Genomic DNA, 16,922 nt, shown 5'->3' on the forward strand with positions numbered 1-16,922 from the left:
GAATATCTGGAGACAACAGCGGCCGAAAGTCCAAACCTTCATGCAGCTTGCGTCTAAGTGCACCGGATTGTACAAGCATATTTTTGAAGATCATCCTAATCACCCTCCACACCGAAAGGAAGCTAAACACCCCATGCCAAAAGAAAAAATTGTACTCGCCTATTCCGGCGGGCTGGATACCTCAGTCATTCTGAAATGGTTGAAAGAAACGTATGATGCGGAGATTATTGCTTTTACAGCGGATATTGGTCAGAAGGAAGAATTGGACGGTCTGGAGGAAAAAGCACTCGCCACCGGCGCCTCCAAAGTCTACATCGATGATCTGCGCGATGAGTTCGCGAATGACTTTATCTATCCGATGTTCCAGGCGGGCGCACTCTATGAGGGACAATATCTGCTGGGCACCAGCATTGCCCGTCCGCTGATCGCCAAGCGCATGGTGGATATCGCTATCGCCGAAGGCGCTACAGCCATTGCCCATGGAGCTACAGGTAAAGGGAATGACCAGGTACGCTTCGAGTTGAACGCCGCTGCGTTGTCACCGAGCATTAAGGTAATTGCGCCTTGGCGTCTGGAAGAGTTCCGCAACCAGTTCCCGGGCCGGGCCGAGATGATCGCTTACGCCGAAGCCAACGGTATTCCGGTACAAGCCTCTGCGGCCAAGCCGTATTCGATGGACCGCAATCTGCTGCATATCAGCTATGAGAGCGGCGTGCTGGAAGATCCGTGGTTCGATCCAAGCGCACCGGAGAACAAGGAAATGTTCCTGCTCTCGAGTGCCCCAGAGGATGCGCCAGATGAAGCCGAGTACTTGGAGCTGGACTTCCTCAAGGGTGACTGTGTAGCGCTGAACGGCGAAGCGCTATCCCCGCTTCAAGTGATGGAGAAGCTGAATGAGCTGGGCGGCAAGCATGGGATCGGACGCGTGGATATGGTTGAGAACCGTTTTGTCGGCATGAAGAGCCGCGGCGTGTATGAGACTCCGGGCGGAACGATTCTGTTCACCGCTCACCGCAAAATGGAATCGATCACCATGGACCGTGAAGTGATGAATCTGCGTGACAGTCTGATCACCCGTTACAGCACGCTGGTGTATAACGGCTTCTGGTTCGCACCGGAGCGGATTGCGATGCAGGCTCTGGTGAAGGAGAGCCAGAAGAACGTGACCGGTACGGTACGCGTGAAGCTCTACAAGGGCAACATTATCGGCGCCGGAGTCAAGAGTCCGGTCAGCCTGTACAACCCGGATATCGCCACCATGGAGGCAGATCCTACTCAGGCCTACGACCAGGGCGATGCGACCGGCTTCATCCGTCTGAATGCCCTTCGTCTGAAGGTATCGGCAGGCGTAGCAGAATCCAATAAGTAGCACTATATAAAAGCGGACACAAGAAGGCCGTTCCTCCCAACCGGACAGGGGCGGCCCTTCTAACGTCTATCGAGGAGGAACAACAGGTGAGCAAGCTGTGGGGCGGACGTTTTACCAAAGGAACGAACAAGCTGGTAGAGGAATATACGGCTTCTATCGAGTTCGATAAAGTGCTGGCGGAAGAGGATGTGCAGGGCAGTCTGGCCCATGTCACGATGCTGGGCAAATGCGGAATTCTGCCGCAGGAGGATGTCGAGACGATCAAGAACGGGCTTGCGAAGGTACTGGAGATGGTACGCGCGGGGGAGATTGTATTCTCGGTTGCCGATGAAGATATCCACATGAATATTGAAAAGAACCTGATCGAACAGATCGGCCCGGTCGGCGGCAAGCTGCACACCGGACGCAGCCGCAACGACCAGGTGGCTACAGATATGCACCTCTACCTGCGTAACCGCGTGGTGGAGCTGGTCGCGCTGCTGCATGAGCTGCAGGGTGCGCTGATCGGGCAGGCCAAGGATAACCTGGAGACCATCGTTCCTGGATATACCCACCTGCAGCGGGCACAACCTATTCTGTTCGCGCATCATCTGCTGGCCTACGTGTCGATGTTCCGCCGCGATGCGGAGCGCCTGACCGACAGCTACAAGCGGATCAACGTGCTGCCGCTGGGTGCCGGGGCGCTGGCGGGAACGACGTTCCCGATTGACCGCCACTTCGTGGCCGAGCAGCTTGGCTTCGACGGGGTCTATGAGAACAGTCTGGATGCGGTCAGCGACCGCGACTTCATCGTGGAGTTCCTGGCGAATGCATCGCTCGTGATGACTCATCTGTCCCGGCTCAGCGAAGAGCTGGTGCTGTGGAGCAGCACGGAATTCAGCTTCGTGGAGCTGGATGATGCCTTCTGCACCGGCAGCAGCATCATGCCGCAGAAGAAGAACCCGGATGTGCCGGAGCTGGTACGCGGCAAGACAGGCCGTGTCTACGGCAACCTGATCGGACTGCTGACCGTGCTGAAGTCACTTCCGCTGGCCTATAACAAGGACATGCAGGAGGATAAGGAAGGCATGTTCGATACTGTAGCTACCCTTACAGGGGCCTTGCAGCTGTTCGCGCCGATGATCTCCACCATGAAGGTGAACAAGGCGCGGATGCGTGAAGCGGTGAACACGGACTTCTCCAACGCGACCGATATCGCTGACTTCCTGGTGGGCAAAGGCCTGCCGTTCCGTCAGGCGCATGAGGTGATCGGCAAGACCGTCCTGTATTGCATCAACGAGGGCAAGTTCCTGCTTGATCTGACGCTGGACGAATTCAAGCAGTTCTCGCCGCTGTTCGACGACCAGATCTATGCAGTGCTCCAGCCGGAGGCCGTGGTGAACGCCCGTAATGTCTACGGCGGTACCGCCACGGTTCAGGTGCAGGCCGCCATCGGGCGGGCCGAAGCGGACCTGACAACTGCTGGTGAATGGGTGAAGCAGCATGGTGGAGCCGTCTAACCTATATGCAGGTCGTCTGCACTGCCCGCTAGAGGCAGAGGATTGCTGAAGGCATTAGAGACTGTCATTTGCAGCGGAAGCTGCAGAAGGGCAGTCTTTTTTAAAATATAGAATTTATATGTTTCACGTGATAAATTATTTTTATATTTCTCGCTGAAACGGTACCATCCTTTAAAAGGACGGCGAAGCCGTTTCCACTTGCAATACAGAGACAGGGGGGAAGGTATGGATTGGGAAGCCCACATTGAATGCTGGAGCCGTACTGCGGTCAGGCTACTGGAGGTTCAATTATTCGCTGCGCAAGCAGGAACGGTGCCTGAGTATCATGTGACGGCTACGGGTTTTTTCCTGCTGACCGTGCAGGGCGAGGCGACTGTTAGTCTATCGGGGACGGTCTATTCCACCCGGTCTGCGCCTCTTCTGCATGGCGGCAAGGAAACGGAGCTCGGGCTGATGCCGCTGGACAACGAGTTTGTCTGTTATTTCATTCGCTACCAAGCCGACAGTCTATTTCCAGAGGACCAGGAGAGCTTCAATATGCCGTATGCCTTCACTCCCTATACACTGCTGCCCTTGCAGGAGAAGTGCCAGGCAATGGATCGTCTGTGGCAGCATACCGCCCCGCTGGAGAAGCTGGAGGCACAGACGGTCTTTCATCAATTTGTATATGAGGTTATGCGGCAGATTCACTCCTCGGCTCAGGGGACCAGCAGACCGGGTGTAGTCACTGAAGCCATTCACTATATTCATGAGCATTACAGTGAGCCGATTACCGCAGAGGTATTGGCCGGAATGTGCAGCTGCAGTACGAGCTACTTGTTTCGCATGTTCAAGAGTCAGCTTGGGTTCGGTCCTATCGATTATCTGATCCATGTACGAATCCGCAGATCCAAGCAGCTGCTGCTGCAATCCAATGCCCGAATTCAGGAAATCGCAGGCAGTGTGGGTTATGCAGATGTCTATTATTTCAGCCGTTTGTTCAAAAAGCATACCGGCTGTTCGCCGCAGCGATTCCGGGAGAATAACAAGCATACCGTTCAGAATAATCCATTACATCTGCTGAAATCGTCTATTGTATCTGGTAAGCCTGTTTCTCATAATGATAATGAGAATTATTATCAGTTAAATGAGGAAGGGGACACATCGATGTTCAAATTTTCAAGACCGGCCTTAGGGGCTGCGCTGCTGTTATGTTCAGCCATATTTCTAAGTGCATGCCAGACAGGTAACAACACTGGAAAGGCAGCCTCTGAGCCTATTCCCACCAGTACGGCTGCAGACAGCGAAGCCGCAGATACACGTATTTACAAGCATTTGAAGGGGGAGACCGAGATTCCCGTGAAGCCTCAGCGGGTCGTCAGTCTTTTTCATCTGGGGGAATTGATGGCGCTTGGAGTGAAGCCGGTGGGAGCAACAACCTTCATTCTGAACAATCCGCTGTTAAGCGATGTGTCGGATATTGAAGATGTAGGTTCTACGCCTGATGCGGAGAAGATCCTATCGCTTGCGCCTGATCTGATTATTACAACAGCCCCGTTCGCGGAGGTAGTCGAAGGAGGATACGAGGCGCTGAGCCAGATTGCACCAACCCTTGTAGTGGAGCAGTATAATGATCCGGTCAAGGATGTCGAAATGTTCGGGGATATTCTGGGCAAGCAGACGGAAGCGAAGCAGTGGAACAAGGATTTTGCAGCAAAAATAAAAGAGTCCAAAGAAAAAATCGCTCCCTACATCGAACCGGACGAAACCTTCTCGATTCTAAATGTGCGTTCCGGTGCCGTCTTCATTTACGGGGATACCAATCTGGGCGGCAACATCGTGTATAAATATCTGGGCCTGAAGCCGACTGAAAAGGTGGAAAAAGAGGTCATTCACGGAGAGACCTGGGAGATCTCCAGCGAGGTCATTCCTGATTTCATCGGTGACCGGCTAATTCTCGCAGTGAATGAAGGGGCGGAGGCAGAGCTGAAGAAAGTGGATAAGCTCATTCAGAATTCACCGGCAGGGAAAGCGGGCAAAATCTACAATATTGACTTCAATCAATTCCTGTTCAGTGATCCGATTTCGGTAGAACAACAAATGGACATCATCGTTAACCTGCTGGCAGGGAGCAGTACGTAATTACGCGAGTAACCATAAAAAAAGGGCGCTGGATGAATTGTCCAGATCCCTTTTTTTGAAAATATAATGCCCAGGGTTCATTCGATACCGCTTACAATATCACAATCTCTACTTCCCCAGCGGCAGCCACTTCAGCACATCGCGGATCTTGGTATCCCAGTATCCCCACTCATGCTCGCCCGGCCCTTCCTCGTAGGTCAGAGGCAGCTTGGTCTTGGAGCAGGCCTTACGGAAGACCTGATTATCCTCATACAGGAAATCCTCGGTTCCACAGCACTGATAGAGCAGCGGCTTCGGCCCTTTGGAGCGGTTCACTTCCTCTAGCAGCCATAGCAGATCTTCCGGAGAACCAGCAATGTCTTTGTCCCCAAAAATCTGCAAATAATCCTTGGTTCTCTGCGATGGATCTTCAAAGTTCAAGAAATTGTGTGCCATATCGAGTGCCCCGGACAGACTCGCTGCTGCGGCCCAGTCCTGCGGCTTGCGCAGTCCCAGCTTCATTGCCCCATAACCGCCCATCGACAATCCCGCCACGAAGTTATCCTCGCGCTTGGCCGACAAAGGGAAGAAGGAACGGGCAAGTGCCGGTAACTCCTCACTAATGAATGTCCAGTACTTACCGCCCGCCTCCATATCCGTGTAGAAGCTGCGGTGGACCTGCGGCATTACAACAGCGATACCCAGCTCTGCTACATAACGCTCAATCGAGGTCCGGCGCAGCCAGATCGAATCATCGTCAGACAGGCCGTGCAGCAGGTACAGGGTGGGGTGTAAGGTCCCTTTGGAGACATTGCTCATTCCGATCTGCGTAGTGGTCTGCTGCGGTAGAATGACAGTCATCGAAGTACTGAGCCCCAGCACCTCCGAATAAAATTTACATTCAATCAAAGCCATTTGCGTATCCCCTTTCTGCCCACATGATAGCACAGCCCCTACCTGATATAAACTGTAGATTTCTCCAGATTTATTGTCCGCAAGCATTGCTGCTGCTAGAGGAGAAAGAATATAATGGAAGTAGGTAGAAAGATTCATAGTAATGCACAAGAACACAGGACTGAAGACATGGATACACTTCGACCAGCGGGTGAGAGAAGCCATTATTCTGCTGCGCGGGAACTATCTATAATGGAATCCAATAGAGTATAGGGAGCGAACACAATGTCCTGGAAAGACCCATGTAACCGCAGCCGCGAGCGGGGCAAGGAAGCGGGCTTCACCTTAATCGAGGTGCTGGCCGCCATCGTCATTTTGTCGATAGTGTCCCTGGTGCTGACCTCATACTTCACCCACGCGCTATCCTACTCCAAATCCAACCAGAACAAGACGATTATGGTCAATCTGGCGCGGAACGCTTTGTTTTATATGGAGAAGCAGGATTTTGACAAAATGAAAGACTATTTGAATACGAAGAAAAATATAGGCTTTGCAGATACTTGCACGGAGGATGGGGTTGATGCGCCTTGTACCTACAGCGGGTTGGTGAAGGACGAGACTGTACTGAAGAAAGTGCTCAATCCGACTATTAATGGAATAACCTATTCGGTTAACATTGCCTATCAGGCAGATATATATAGTCAAATGAAGCAATCTGAAGATGTAATTAGGCAAAGGGCGGCTGAGTATCTTATACCTGTGTTGATCACTGTTAGAAATCCTGAGAAGAATGGTGGAATTTCCGCTGAGACTGCTGTGGAGGGATACTTAAGAAATGAAGAGATTCGCTAATCTTCTCCGCAGGGAGCAGGGGTTTACACTCATTGAATTGATAGCAGGCATTGCTCTTTTCTCTATGGTTGCTGGACTGATCTATGGCGTAATGTTATTTGGTGTTCGCAGCTATAACCAGGTGTCCGTTGAAAATAAGCTTAGAGATGAAGGGGATCTGCTGATGTCTGCAATCATTACAGACATGTATACTTTCGCACCCCACACGGTTTCCTCTAATGGTTCAACGTTGACATTATCGCGAATAGAAGACGATGGTAGTATCGTGAATGAGGAAATTCGGATCGCAGACGGTAAAATGACCTTTAACGGTGCTACCGACCTCCGGACAGAAACTACGGCAGATTTGATAGATAGTTCAGGCTTTATCCTTACTTGTAGTACAGGAACACCGTGCGAGAGTGGATTAATTCAAATTAAATTAAATCTTCATAAAGAGTATGGGGGTAAACCATTTCACTTGTCTTTAGAGAGCACATTTGGCTTTTAGGAGGAGAACTTTTTGGGGAAGTATAGGTTAGCTGTGCCGCGCCGCTGGATTATTAAGGGGAAAATGAGTCTGCGGAATGAGAAGGGATCGGCACTTGTACTTGTATTGTTTCTTGTCCTGATGCTAACCATTCTGGGAATGGCCGTTATGGGGGCAACGATTGGCGGAGCACAGCGTACAGAAACAAGGGAGAATGATGTACAGAGTCTGCATTTAGCCCAAAAGGGACTTGATGAGGCGACGGCTTATATTCAGGCACAGCTTGCAGCTCGGGGCGCAATAGATCCGGACAAGCTGGAGGCTGTTGTTCAATCACTCGGAGAACTCAATGGCTCCAGCCGTAATATTACTACGGAGCTTGGGTTTATCACTAATAGCGCCAGTGGTACCATTGATGAAATTTTGTATACGCCAGATGCTAAAAATGCTAGTTTGCAGTCCAGACGATTTTATATTGATATCTCCACCTCTGCACTGGTGAACGGTGTGAACCGAAAGCTGAAGCAGCGAATTACGTTGGATAGTTATCCGGATTTCCTTAAATATGCCTTTGGCTCCGAACAGACATTAAGGCTTAACGGTGCTCCGTTATTAATAGGGAATATTTATGCTGGCAACCAATTAATTGTTACTCAGACTGCTGAATATTCTTATCAAGGGAATTCATTGAAGCGTCCGACCATATATCCACAAATTTCGGCTAACCCCGCCAACATTGACTCAGGCGAAGTGTATGTGCAGTCCTTGGATAGTATAAAGTATGCTCCTGAGTTCATCAGCGAGCAGTTACTCCAGACAGTGGTCTCTGGTGATGAGCAGAAATATAAAGAGATTTTAGGGATTTCTTCCGATAAGGTAAAGATTAAAGAGCAAAAGAAGTTTGTTCAAATTGATGTCCTCGAATCTTTTTGGGATAAACTGATAGAATCGGGAGTAATGCTAGCAGGGGCGGAGGACCGATTCAAGCAAAGTCTTCATAAAATAAAGCTGGATGAAAATAGTGTGAATGACGATGGATTTACAGCTGAATTGGGAGGGCCGGACGGATTAGCGACTTTACTTCAGGATGGTACTAGAACAGTAAGTGAGCATATGAGGATTCCTGAGCCATATGAGGAACAACCCTATCCTCCCGATTATACACTACAAGAGAAACAAAAGATTGATGAAGAGAATAACTTAAAGCGTGAAGAGTATAATGAGCAACTAAATAAGATACAAACCATTGATAAATCGGTAATTTATGACGGGGATTTGTTAATTGATACAGTTGGGTACAAGGGGATTACCTTTACAAATGAAGCGAAGGAGAGTCCGAAATGGTTAGTGGTTGCAGGAAATCTTGCTATTGTAAATAATACAGATACAGTTATGAATGTAAAAGGAAACATTCTTGTGGCGGGGAATGTAACGATCAAGGGTAAGTTGGCCTTTGATTCTACGATGTTTGTGCTTGGAAACACTGTTGTAGAAGATGCAACTATACAAGGGCTTAACAGTAAGGAATTGGTTCTGATCTCTAAAGGGAAGGTGCTTATTAACCGGCTGGATGCCTTCTCTAATCAACCGGTTACGATGAAGGCCTTCTTCTATACAGATTCTACCGGTGAGCTGTATGGTGTCGGATCGAGATTTTCATTAGATGGCGGATTCTTTGCGAAAGGGGACTTGACGGTCAATGCGGTTGTAGGTGAGGTCAGGAGCCTTTCTGCACAAGTCCCCAATAATGATTTTGTCTCTCAGAACGCTAATGAAATGAGGCGTTTCGAAGTAGAATATAATAATCAGGTTTATATTAATCAACAGTCCAGCCTGCCGCGAATAAGCAATGTAAGTATTTCCGTAGGACCGGTTCAGTTTGCGAATAAATAGCACAAATAAGCCGTACTCACCATTTAGTGAGTGCGGCTTACTTGTGCGGTAATTGTTAATATTTATCTTTGTTGTCTGGTAGTTTAACTTGAACAATTATGGTCGCGCTAACTGGCTCAGCATACTGTGAAGGCTTGTAACTTACTGTTACGACTACATTGCCAGGGGTGCGACCGATAATTATTCCATCGTGGACATCTGCGAAAGAAGCATTAGAATCATTTGAGCTTGTCCATACCAATTCTTCAACCGGAATATCCGAAGGATACAACCATAACAAAGGCTTTAAATGATTGTCATCACCAAGCTTATTGCTAGCTGGAATTGAAATTGTGTTTTTCGAGAAGCGGATGGTCATTGGCAGAATATCGACTTTGATATCCTTGGTAATTGAGCCTATAGTTGCTGACACAGTTACCGTAGTATTTAGGGCATTCCCGGAAGAGTCCGTCTTCACCTTCTTCGCTACTAAAGTATTTCCGAGCTTCGTTGTATCTGTACTACTAAGAGAAGCAAATGTTCCAGCATTATCGCCCGAGATACTCCAGATAATTTCACTTGCAGCAATATCTGCGTTTTTAGGTTTCAAATCTAATGACAGATTTAAGTCTCTGCCGGCATAAACCTGTTTTGCACCGTTTAAATTAAAGTCTGCAAGCAGTATCTTGCTAACGGATATTTGCTTTGTTTCGATAATTGGCGTAGTAATGATATCGCTAGTGAAGCTTAGCTGGACAGTATATTCACCCGGAGAAGCAGCCGTGAAGATGGTATTCTTCCCGCTCTTGGGGTTCAGTGTAGAACCTGTTGCTCCAGATACGATTGTCCACTCATATTTCATTCCTGTTTCACCGGCTGGTCCTGTGTAATCAGCGGTTAGATCCAGGCCCGTCTTAATTGTAGTAGAGTTTTCCCCCACAATTGTAAGTGTTCGTTGGAAGTTAACCACTACATCGACTGTCCGGCTTACACCACTTCCATCAGTAGCGCTTGCAGTTATTTGGGCAATCCCTTCTGCAATTCCCGTAACCATGCCGCTCTGATCTACGGTAACAATCCCCGCCTTATTTGAACTCCATTCCAATACCGGCAGGCTTGCATTAGTGGGAACAACTGTTGCATTCAGCTGTTTACTCTCATTTACCGTCAAGTTAGCTCCTTGCAGAAGAATATCTGTGACCTCAATCGCAACCTTTTTTACCAAGACGTTCACGGTACGGCTTACTCCACTTCCATCGGTCGCGCTTGCGGTTATCTGGGCAGTTCCAGCTGCGACCCCCGTAATCTGACCGTTCTGATCTACGGTAACAATTCCTGAATTGGCTGAACTCCATTGAAGTGTAGTTATGCTCGCATTAGAAGGAACAATGGTGGCGTTTAGCTGCTTGCTCTCATCCACAATTAAGGTAGTTCCCTCAAGGAGAATGTCTGTAACCGCAACTTTGTTTACCAGGACATCTACAGTCCGGCTTACTCCGCTGCCATCGGTAGCACTTGCGGTTACCCGGGCAGTGCCTGGAGCAACACCTGTAACCTGACCGTTCTGATCTACGGTAACAATCCCCGGTTCAGCTGAACTCCATTGCAGAGCAGGGTTGGTGGCATTGACAGGCGCTACCGTCACAGTAAGCGGTTTGCTCTCGCCAACATTCAGAGTAGCTCCCTCCAGTTGAATATCTGTAACCGCAACATTTTTTACCAGGACGTCTACAGTACGGCTTACTCCGCTGCCATCTGTAGCACTTGCGGTTATCCGGGCAGTACCTGCAGCAACTCCTGTAACCTGACCGCTCTGGTCCACAGTAGCGATGGCTGGATCAGCCGAACTCCATTGCAGAGCAGTTATACTGGCATTGGACGGTACGACTATTGCAGTTAACTGTTTGTGTTCTCCCACTACTAGGGTAGTACCTGCCAGCTGAATATCTGTAACCGGCTGGATAACAGTTAACGTTATTGGTGAGAAAACAAGTGTTGCACGGGGAGCCGTTGTTGGTACAGGCGTTGGTGACGGTGTCGCTGTTGGAGCAGGTGTTGGAAATACAGGTAATTGGCCTTTATAAGGAAGATTGGCGATTAATGACGATGAATTAATAGAAGCGGCAACAATATTCCCGTGAACCTGACCATTTGTAAAGTTCACTCTTGCCTTGGGAGCAAGAATTGAACCTTTCATATCAACATTAGAAATATTGATGCTCGTGGCTTCTGGAAACAGATATAAGATGTTACTTCCCGTTATTCCATTGATCGAAGTGAAGGTGCTCTTAATGGTAACTGTTTCTCCAGGTAGAATTATTACTACTGAAGAGCCACTCTTCGCTGTTAAGCTCGGCCATAGATTTTGATTGAAATAATTGTTCGCTAATCTAAAGGTATTTACTGTGTTATTTCCAGTTAGAGCATAGGGTTCAATAGTTCCGTTAGTCGATGCGTTAGCATAACTAGCAGAGAAATTCTCAAGATAATTTTTAGCTGCTGTAAAATCTATTATTTTCCCCACGGGTCCCTGATAGTATTTACCTTCTTCAATAGTTCCACTATCTACTTTATGGAATGTGCCTTGATGATAAATATTTCCTTTAACGGTACCATTCTTAAAGTCCAGATCACCGCCTGTAACAAGTGCGTAAGGAACGGTGACTGTATTTTTCTTATTTAAGTCAATCCCACTTACGGTTGTATTGCCACCTGAAGCAAGATTACCTTCAAGTGTAGCGGTTAGTTTGGCTTCTCCGAAGACAAATACGTTATAATCTCCAGCTGCACCTAGAACGGATTTTGTTGTTGAAGTAGATGGATTAAAGGTAGTCGTTGGCGTAGGAGTTGCTGTTGCTGCAGCTATAGCGTGAATGTCATCAAAGCTTAGGCTGGCATTGCTAAAATTGTAACTGCCTGTATTGGAGACTTGAGCAGGTATAGAGAAGCTAAATACTTTGTTAGTCTGACCGCTATCAATATTAGCAATATAAGCTTGTTTAGACTGATTCCAAGTATAAGGTATATCCGTAAGTGTACCCGTTATAGTATATCCGGTTGTTAGAGGATCAACTTCTTTTTTAAATCCAGCCGGAAGCGAAGAATCCTGAATATTAATATTGGCCGGAAGTTTTTCTGTAAATACGAGATTGGACACGATTTGCTCCTTAATACCTGCAGCATTGCTGTCATTAACGGCTTGTGGAGTGATCGTATAGTTAAGACGAATGCTCTGATTTACCGGCAGATTACCGGTTACCACTGTTCCGCTATCGGTTGTGATTGTGCGTTCCAAGAGTAGTGTCGCCTTTGCAACATAACCGGATGTCTGGTCCGCCGCCACATCAGTCATAAGTTTCCAGAAAGGCAAGATGAGTAACATTAGCAAGGCAGCACCTGAAACTAAATATAGTCTTGTCTTCTTCATGTGCCTCATCATTATCTCTCCCCAACCGATTAATATGATTTATTTGCTGTCAAAAAAGAATGTATTATGTTAAATTATGGATTCGTTTAACGGCGTTTTCATTGTAAAATTAACCAATCTATGCTATATATCATTCTAGGACATATTTAGTAGATAGGCAATTAAAAGATGCGCATATTTTACTAAAACATGAGTCTATATAACTATTAAATTTGAAATATTATTACGAATACATAAGTTTGAGCCAGCGAACCGTCTGGGATATATAGGAAATAATGGATTGGGACAAAAATCGAATCACTGTGGAGTGAAACTGATATGGCCATCATGAAAAAGAGGCTGGGAGATCTGCTCGTAGACAACGGAATTATCTCGCAGGAACAGCTTGAAGAGGCGCTCGTGGAGCAACGTAAATCCAAGCGCAAGCTGGGAGATCTGCTGATTACCCAGGGCTATATCACCGAGCAGCAACTGATAGAAGTACTGGAATTTCAGCTTGGGATTCCACATGTCAGTCTGTTCAAATATCAGATTGACCCTGCAATTACACAGATCATTCCCGAGAGCATGGCAAAGCGTTATCAGGTGCTTCCGTTCATGAAAGAAGGCAGCAAACTGATGGTGGCGATGGCTGATCCGCTGGATTATTTTGCAATTGAGGATCTGCGCATGAGCACCGGATTCCGTATCGAACCCGCAATTTCCAGCAGGGACGAGCTGACGCGGGCCATCGCCCGCCACTATGGTATGCGGGACTCTATGAGCCAGATGATGGTAGAGCTGCCTACACAGGAAGAGATTGAAGAAACCGAGATTACAGACGAAGATTCGCCAATAGTTAGACTTGTGAACCAGATGATTCAACAGGCTGTTTCACTGAGGGCATCGGACATCCATGTAGATCCCGGTGAAAATAACTTGTCAATCCGTTACCGGATCGACGGAACACTGCGTACAGAGCGGATTATACCGAAGCAGATGCAGGGTTACATTACGGCAAGACTCAAGATAATGGCCAAGCTGAATATTGCTGAGCGGCGTCTGCCGCAGGATGGCCGTATCAAGATGCAGTTTGATTACAAAATGGTCGATATCCGCGTATCCTCCCTGCCAACCATGCATGGAGAGAAGATCGTTCTCCGGCTACTGGACTTAAGTACCGGAGTGAAGTCGGTGGACAGCCTTGGTTTCAGTGACGGGAACGCTGCAGCTTTTCAAGAGATGATCAGCAAGCCTTATGGTATCCTTCTGATCACGGGACCTACGGGCAGCGGTAAAACAACAACCTTATATGCGGCGCTTAATCAGTTAAACACTGAGAGTGCCAATATTATAACCATCGAAGATCCGGTGGAGTATCAGCTCGAAGGGGTTAATCAGGTGCATGTTAATCCGGCCATCGGGTTGACCTTCGCGGCGGGTCTGCGTTCGATTCTCCGTCAGGACCCCAACATTGTGATGGTAGGGGAAATACGGGATACAGATACTGCAGAAATTGCAGTTCGCGCCTCGCTTACAGGACATTTGGTACTGTCAACACTGCATACCAATGATGCAATCAGTACGATTTCACGGCTGCGCGATATGGGTGTTGAGCCCTACTTAATAGCTTCTTCCTTGCTTGGAGTAGTAGCACAACGGCTGGTGCGCAAGATCTGTCCGGATTGCCGTGAGGACCATAAGCCAACCGAACAGGAATCAATTATGCTGCGCAGGCACGGACTGCCAGAGCATGTGATTTATCATGGCAGGGGCTGTGGCAGCTGCAATAATACAGGCTATAGAGGCCGGATCGCGATCCACGAGGTGCTGACAATTAATGACCATCTGCGTCAGCTGATTACAGAATCGGCTTCGATTGAAGAGCTGCGTGCGGCAGGTAAAGCGAAAGGTATGGTGCAGTTAATGGAGGATGGGTTCCTTAAAGTCTCCAAAGGAATAACCACCTTGCAGGAGGTCATGCGCGAGACAGTTTCGCATTAAGTTTTTTAGGGGGAGACGAGAGTGCAAGCTTTTTCATGGGATATTGTTCAATTGCTGTATAAGACTTTTGCATCGAAGGCCTCTGACTTGCACATTTCGGTAGGCTCTCCGCCGGTTATGCGGATTGACGGGAAACTTCAACCGCTGGAAGGTGAGAAGATTAGCCCAGGGGAAGCAGTCTATATGGCAGATATGCTGCTTGGCAGTGATAGAAGTGTAGAATTCCGCAATATCGGGGAACTTGATTTCTCTTACACCTTGGACAGCGGAGTAAGATACCGCGTGAACGTGTACCGGCAGCGTGGCGAAGTGAGCATAGCGGCTCGGGCCATACCCGTAGAAATTCCAAGCCTTGAACAGCTGTCGTTGCCTCCGGTACTTTCCAGTCTGGCGATGAAACCACAAGGTCTGATTCTGGTGACGGGACCGACCGGTAGCGGGAAGTCATCGACACTGGCTGCGATGTTGAACTACATTAACCGGACAGCCAGCAAACATATTATTACACTTGAAGATCCGATCGAGTTTCTGCATATACACGGAACCTGCCTGATTGATCAGCGTGAGGTGGGCAATGATACAGGCAGCTTTGCAAGCGGACTTAGGGCGGCTCTCCGCCAAGATCCGGATGTGATTCTGGTAGGGGAAATGCGGGATCTTGAGACGATCTCCGCTGCCGTCACCGCAGCGGAGACAGGGCATCTTGTGATGGCTACGCTGCATACGACCGATGCGCCGCAGACGATAGATCGGATCATTGACACGTTTCCTGGTCATCAGCAAGGACAGGTACGCTCACAGTTGGCTTCCGTTCTCTTGGCAGTGCTCTCCCAACGATTGTTTCCACGGGCTGGAGGGAAGGGGCGCCTGAGTTCAACTGAACTGCTGATCAATACACCGGCGGTGGCCAACCTCATCCGTACCGAAAAGACCCACCAGCTCAAAAATGTTATGCAAACCAGCCGTGGGCTTGGGATGCATACCCTTGAGATGAATATCCGTGAGCAACTACAGCTGGGACTGATTCAGTCCGAAGCAGCCAGAGGCCTCCTTACGGAGGTGAGCAGTTAATGCCCCAATTTGAGTATCAGGTCCGGACGAATGCCGGCAAGCAACTAAAGGGTAAGCTGACGGCTTCGGACAAGTCAACGGCGATGGATGAGTTGCGCAAGCGGGGACTCACGGTATTCTCTCTCTCCGAGCAGAGAACCTCATTCTTATCGACGGAGATCTATATCGGCAATCCGGTGAAGACGATCCACTTCATCATTTACTGCCGCCAGTTCGCTACATTGATAAGGGCTGGAGTCTCCATTGTAGATGCCACACGTATTCTCGCCGAGCAGACAGAGAGCAAGGCGCTGCGCAAAGCGCTTCTTGATGTCAACTCGAGTCTGTTGCGCGGGATTTCGCTGTCCCAGTCCATTCAGGAGCATAAGAAGATATTTCCTCCGCTGTTCGTCAGTATGATCCGCGCTGGTGAAGAATCCGGTGATCTGGAAGGGACGCTTGAGCGGCTGTCTGTATATTTTGAGAAGCGGCATACCACTACTGAGAAAATCAAGTCGGCGCTGACCTACCCGGTCACAGTTGCTGTTATGGCTGTTGCGGCAGTGGTATACCTGCTATGGGCGATTGTGCCGCAGTTTGTAACCATGTTTGAATCGATGAATGCCGAGCTTCCGGCCATTACTAAGATGGTGCTCGCGCTCAGCAAAAGTATACAGGGACAATGGTACATCTGGTTCTTCGCCATTATCTTATTTGTGGCAGCTTTTCAGATAGCCAAGCGGACAGAAAAAGGTGCTTATGCACTTGATTACGCCAAGCTTAAAGTTCCGGTGTTTGGCAAGCTGAATCAAAAGGGCTCGATTGCCCAATTTACACGTACTTTTGCCTCACTCTATGCCAGTTCGGTACCTATTCTTCAGGCACTGTCCATATTGGAGGAGGTAGCCGGCAACAGAGTGATCGGGGGTTATATCCGCAGTGCAGGTGACTCTTTGAGACAGGGCAAGCCGCTATCGGAGCCCTTGAAGAAGGCCTGGGTATTCCCGCCGCTGGTTACACAGATGATTGCCATCGGAGAAGAGACCGGGGCACTTGATCAAATGCTCTCCAAGGTAGCGGATTTCTACGAGATGGATGTAGAGAATACCGTCGACCGTCTGAAGTCACTGCTTGAGCCGTTGCTGATTGCCTTCTTGGCTGGTGTAGTCGGCGTAATTGTCGCAGCGATTATGCTGCCGATGTTCAGTCTTTATGGCAACATGTGAGCCATGTGCTCCTTGCATAGATTGAGAGGGGTGACGCCAAGAAGGTGGACCAGGGGGAGGTTAGCTCCCAACTAGCGGGGAAAAGACAAGAATATTTTTGTAATAGCAGTAAAGCAGCAAGATATTGCGGAATGAAGAATTATCCGAATTTCGGTCTTATTCACTATTGATATTGATAAAG

11 protein-coding genes are annotated in these 16,922 nt (G+C 48.5%); 9 read left to right on the forward strand and 2 right to left on the reverse strand.

Going from position 1 to position 16,922, the window contains the following annotated elements; all coding sequences use genetic code 11:
- Positions 1–133: 133 nt before the first annotated feature.
- The 3 genes from MHH78_RS05380 (at position 134) to MHH78_RS05390 (ending at position 4,989) form a co-directional block, all read left to right on the forward strand.
- Positions 134–1,369: an argininosuccinate synthase gene (locus MHH78_RS05380; RefSeq protein WP_341166820.1), complete on the forward strand. Its 1,236-nt coding sequence runs from the start codon at positions 134–136 to the stop codon at positions 1,367–1,369.
- Between the two features lie 86 nt (positions 1,370–1,455).
- On the forward strand, positions 1,456–2,868 hold the full coding sequence (argH, locus tag MHH78_RS05385; protein WP_341166821.1) for an argininosuccinate lyase: 1,413 nt from the start codon (positions 1,456–1,458) through the stop codon (positions 2,866–2,868).
- Between the two features lie 225 nt (positions 2,869–3,093).
- Positions 3,094–4,989 carry an AraC family transcriptional regulator gene (locus MHH78_RS05390; protein ID WP_341166822.1) on the forward strand — a complete coding sequence of 632 codons (1,896 nt, stop codon included), beginning with the start codon at positions 3,094–3,096 and terminating at the stop codon, positions 4,987–4,989.
- 108 nt (positions 4,990–5,097) lie between these two features.
- Here MHH78_RS05390 and MHH78_RS05395 read toward each other — a convergent pair whose 3' ends face one another.
- Entirely contained in the window at positions 5,098–5,883 is a 786-nt protein-coding gene (locus MHH78_RS05395) for an alpha/beta hydrolase (RefSeq protein WP_341166823.1), read from the reverse strand.
- Between the two features lie 264 nt (positions 5,884–6,147).
- Here MHH78_RS05395 and MHH78_RS05400 point away from each other — a divergent pair, with 264 nt between their 5' ends.
- Genes MHH78_RS05400 through MHH78_RS05410 form a run of 3 tightly spaced genes read left to right on the forward strand, consistent with a single transcriptional unit; the run spans position 6,148 to position 9,076 of the window.
- Complete coding sequence (locus MHH78_RS05400; RefSeq protein WP_341166824.1) at positions 6,148–6,714, forward strand: type IV pilus modification PilV family protein; 567 nt, start codon at positions 6,148–6,150, stop codon at positions 6,712–6,714.
- On the forward strand, positions 6,698–7,204 hold the full coding sequence (locus MHH78_RS05405; protein ID WP_341166825.1) for a prepilin-type N-terminal cleavage/methylation domain-containing protein: 507 nt from the start codon (positions 6,698–6,700) through the stop codon (positions 7,202–7,204). Before MHH78_RS05400 ends, MHH78_RS05405 begins: the two co-directional genes overlap by 17 nt.
- Before the next feature lie 12 nt (positions 7,205–7,216).
- Positions 7,217–9,076: a hypothetical protein gene (locus tag MHH78_RS05410; protein WP_341166826.1), complete on the forward strand. Its 1,860-nt coding sequence runs from the start codon at positions 7,217–7,219 to the stop codon at positions 9,074–9,076.
- 55 nt (positions 9,077–9,131) lie between these two features.
- Here MHH78_RS05410 and MHH78_RS05415 read toward each other — a convergent pair whose 3' ends face one another.
- On the reverse strand, positions 9,132–12,482 hold the full coding sequence (locus tag MHH78_RS05415; RefSeq protein ID WP_341166827.1) for an Ig-like domain-containing protein: 3,351 nt from the start codon (positions 12,480–12,482) through the stop codon (positions 9,132–9,134).
- A gap of 318 nt (positions 12,483–12,800) precedes the next feature.
- On the opposite strand from MHH78_RS05415, the gene MHH78_RS05420 reads away from it, so the two are divergent.
- From MHH78_RS05420 to MHH78_RS05430, 3 genes are read left to right on the forward strand one after another with little or no spacing between them, the layout of a single operon-like run.
- Positions 12,801–14,465 carry a GspE/PulE family protein gene (locus tag MHH78_RS05420; RefSeq protein WP_341166828.1) on the forward strand — a complete coding sequence of 555 codons (1,665 nt, stop codon included), beginning with the start codon at positions 12,801–12,803 and terminating at the stop codon, positions 14,463–14,465.
- A 21-nt stretch (positions 14,466–14,486) separates the two neighbouring features.
- On the forward strand, positions 14,487–15,536 hold the full coding sequence (locus MHH78_RS05425; protein WP_341166829.1) for a type IV pilus twitching motility protein PilT: 1,050 nt from the start codon (positions 14,487–14,489) through the stop codon (positions 15,534–15,536).
- Positions 15,536–16,741 carry a type II secretion system F family protein gene (locus tag MHH78_RS05430; RefSeq protein WP_341166830.1) on the forward strand — a complete coding sequence of 402 codons (1,206 nt, stop codon included), beginning with the start codon at positions 15,536–15,538 and terminating at the stop codon, positions 16,739–16,741. The genes MHH78_RS05425 and MHH78_RS05430 overlap by 1 nt, the downstream gene beginning before the upstream one ends.
- Positions 16,742–16,922 lie beyond the last annotated feature (181 nt).

Source organism: Paenibacillus sp. FSL H3-0333, from assembly GCF_038002805.1.
In the GTDB taxonomy this organism is placed as follows: Bacteria; Bacillota; Bacilli; order Paenibacillales; family Paenibacillaceae; genus Paenibacillus_AQ; species Paenibacillus_AQ silagei.

Bases quoted from the DNA above. Each gene is read 5' to 3' on its own strand.
- MHH78_RS05380 (WP_341166820.1), top strand. From the start codon at position 134: ATGCCAAAAGAAAAAATTGTACTCGCCTATTCCGGCGGGCTGGATACC.
- MHH78_RS05390 (WP_341166822.1), top strand. From the start codon at position 3,094: ATGGATTGGGAAGCCCACATTGAATGCTGGAGCCGTACTGCGGTCAGG.
- MHH78_RS05395 (WP_341166823.1), bottom strand. From the start codon at position 5,883: ATGGCTTTGATTGAATGTAAATTTTATTCGGAGGTGCTGGGGCTCAGT.
- MHH78_RS05400 (WP_341166824.1), top strand. From the start codon at position 6,148: ATGTCCTGGAAAGACCCATGTAACCGCAGCCGCGAGCGGGGCAAGGAA.
- MHH78_RS05405 (WP_341166825.1), top strand. From the start codon at position 6,698: ATGAAGAGATTCGCTAATCTTCTCCGCAGGGAGCAGGGGTTTACACTC.
- MHH78_RS05415 (WP_341166827.1), bottom strand. From the start codon at position 12,482: ATGAAGAAGACAAGACTATATTTAGTTTCAGGTGCTGCCTTGCTAATG.
- MHH78_RS05420 (WP_341166828.1), top strand. From the start codon at position 12,801: ATGGCCATCATGAAAAAGAGGCTGGGAGATCTGCTCGTAGACAACGGA.
- MHH78_RS05430 (WP_341166830.1), top strand. From the start codon at position 15,536: ATGCCCCAATTTGAGTATCAGGTCCGGACGAATGCCGGCAAGCAACTA.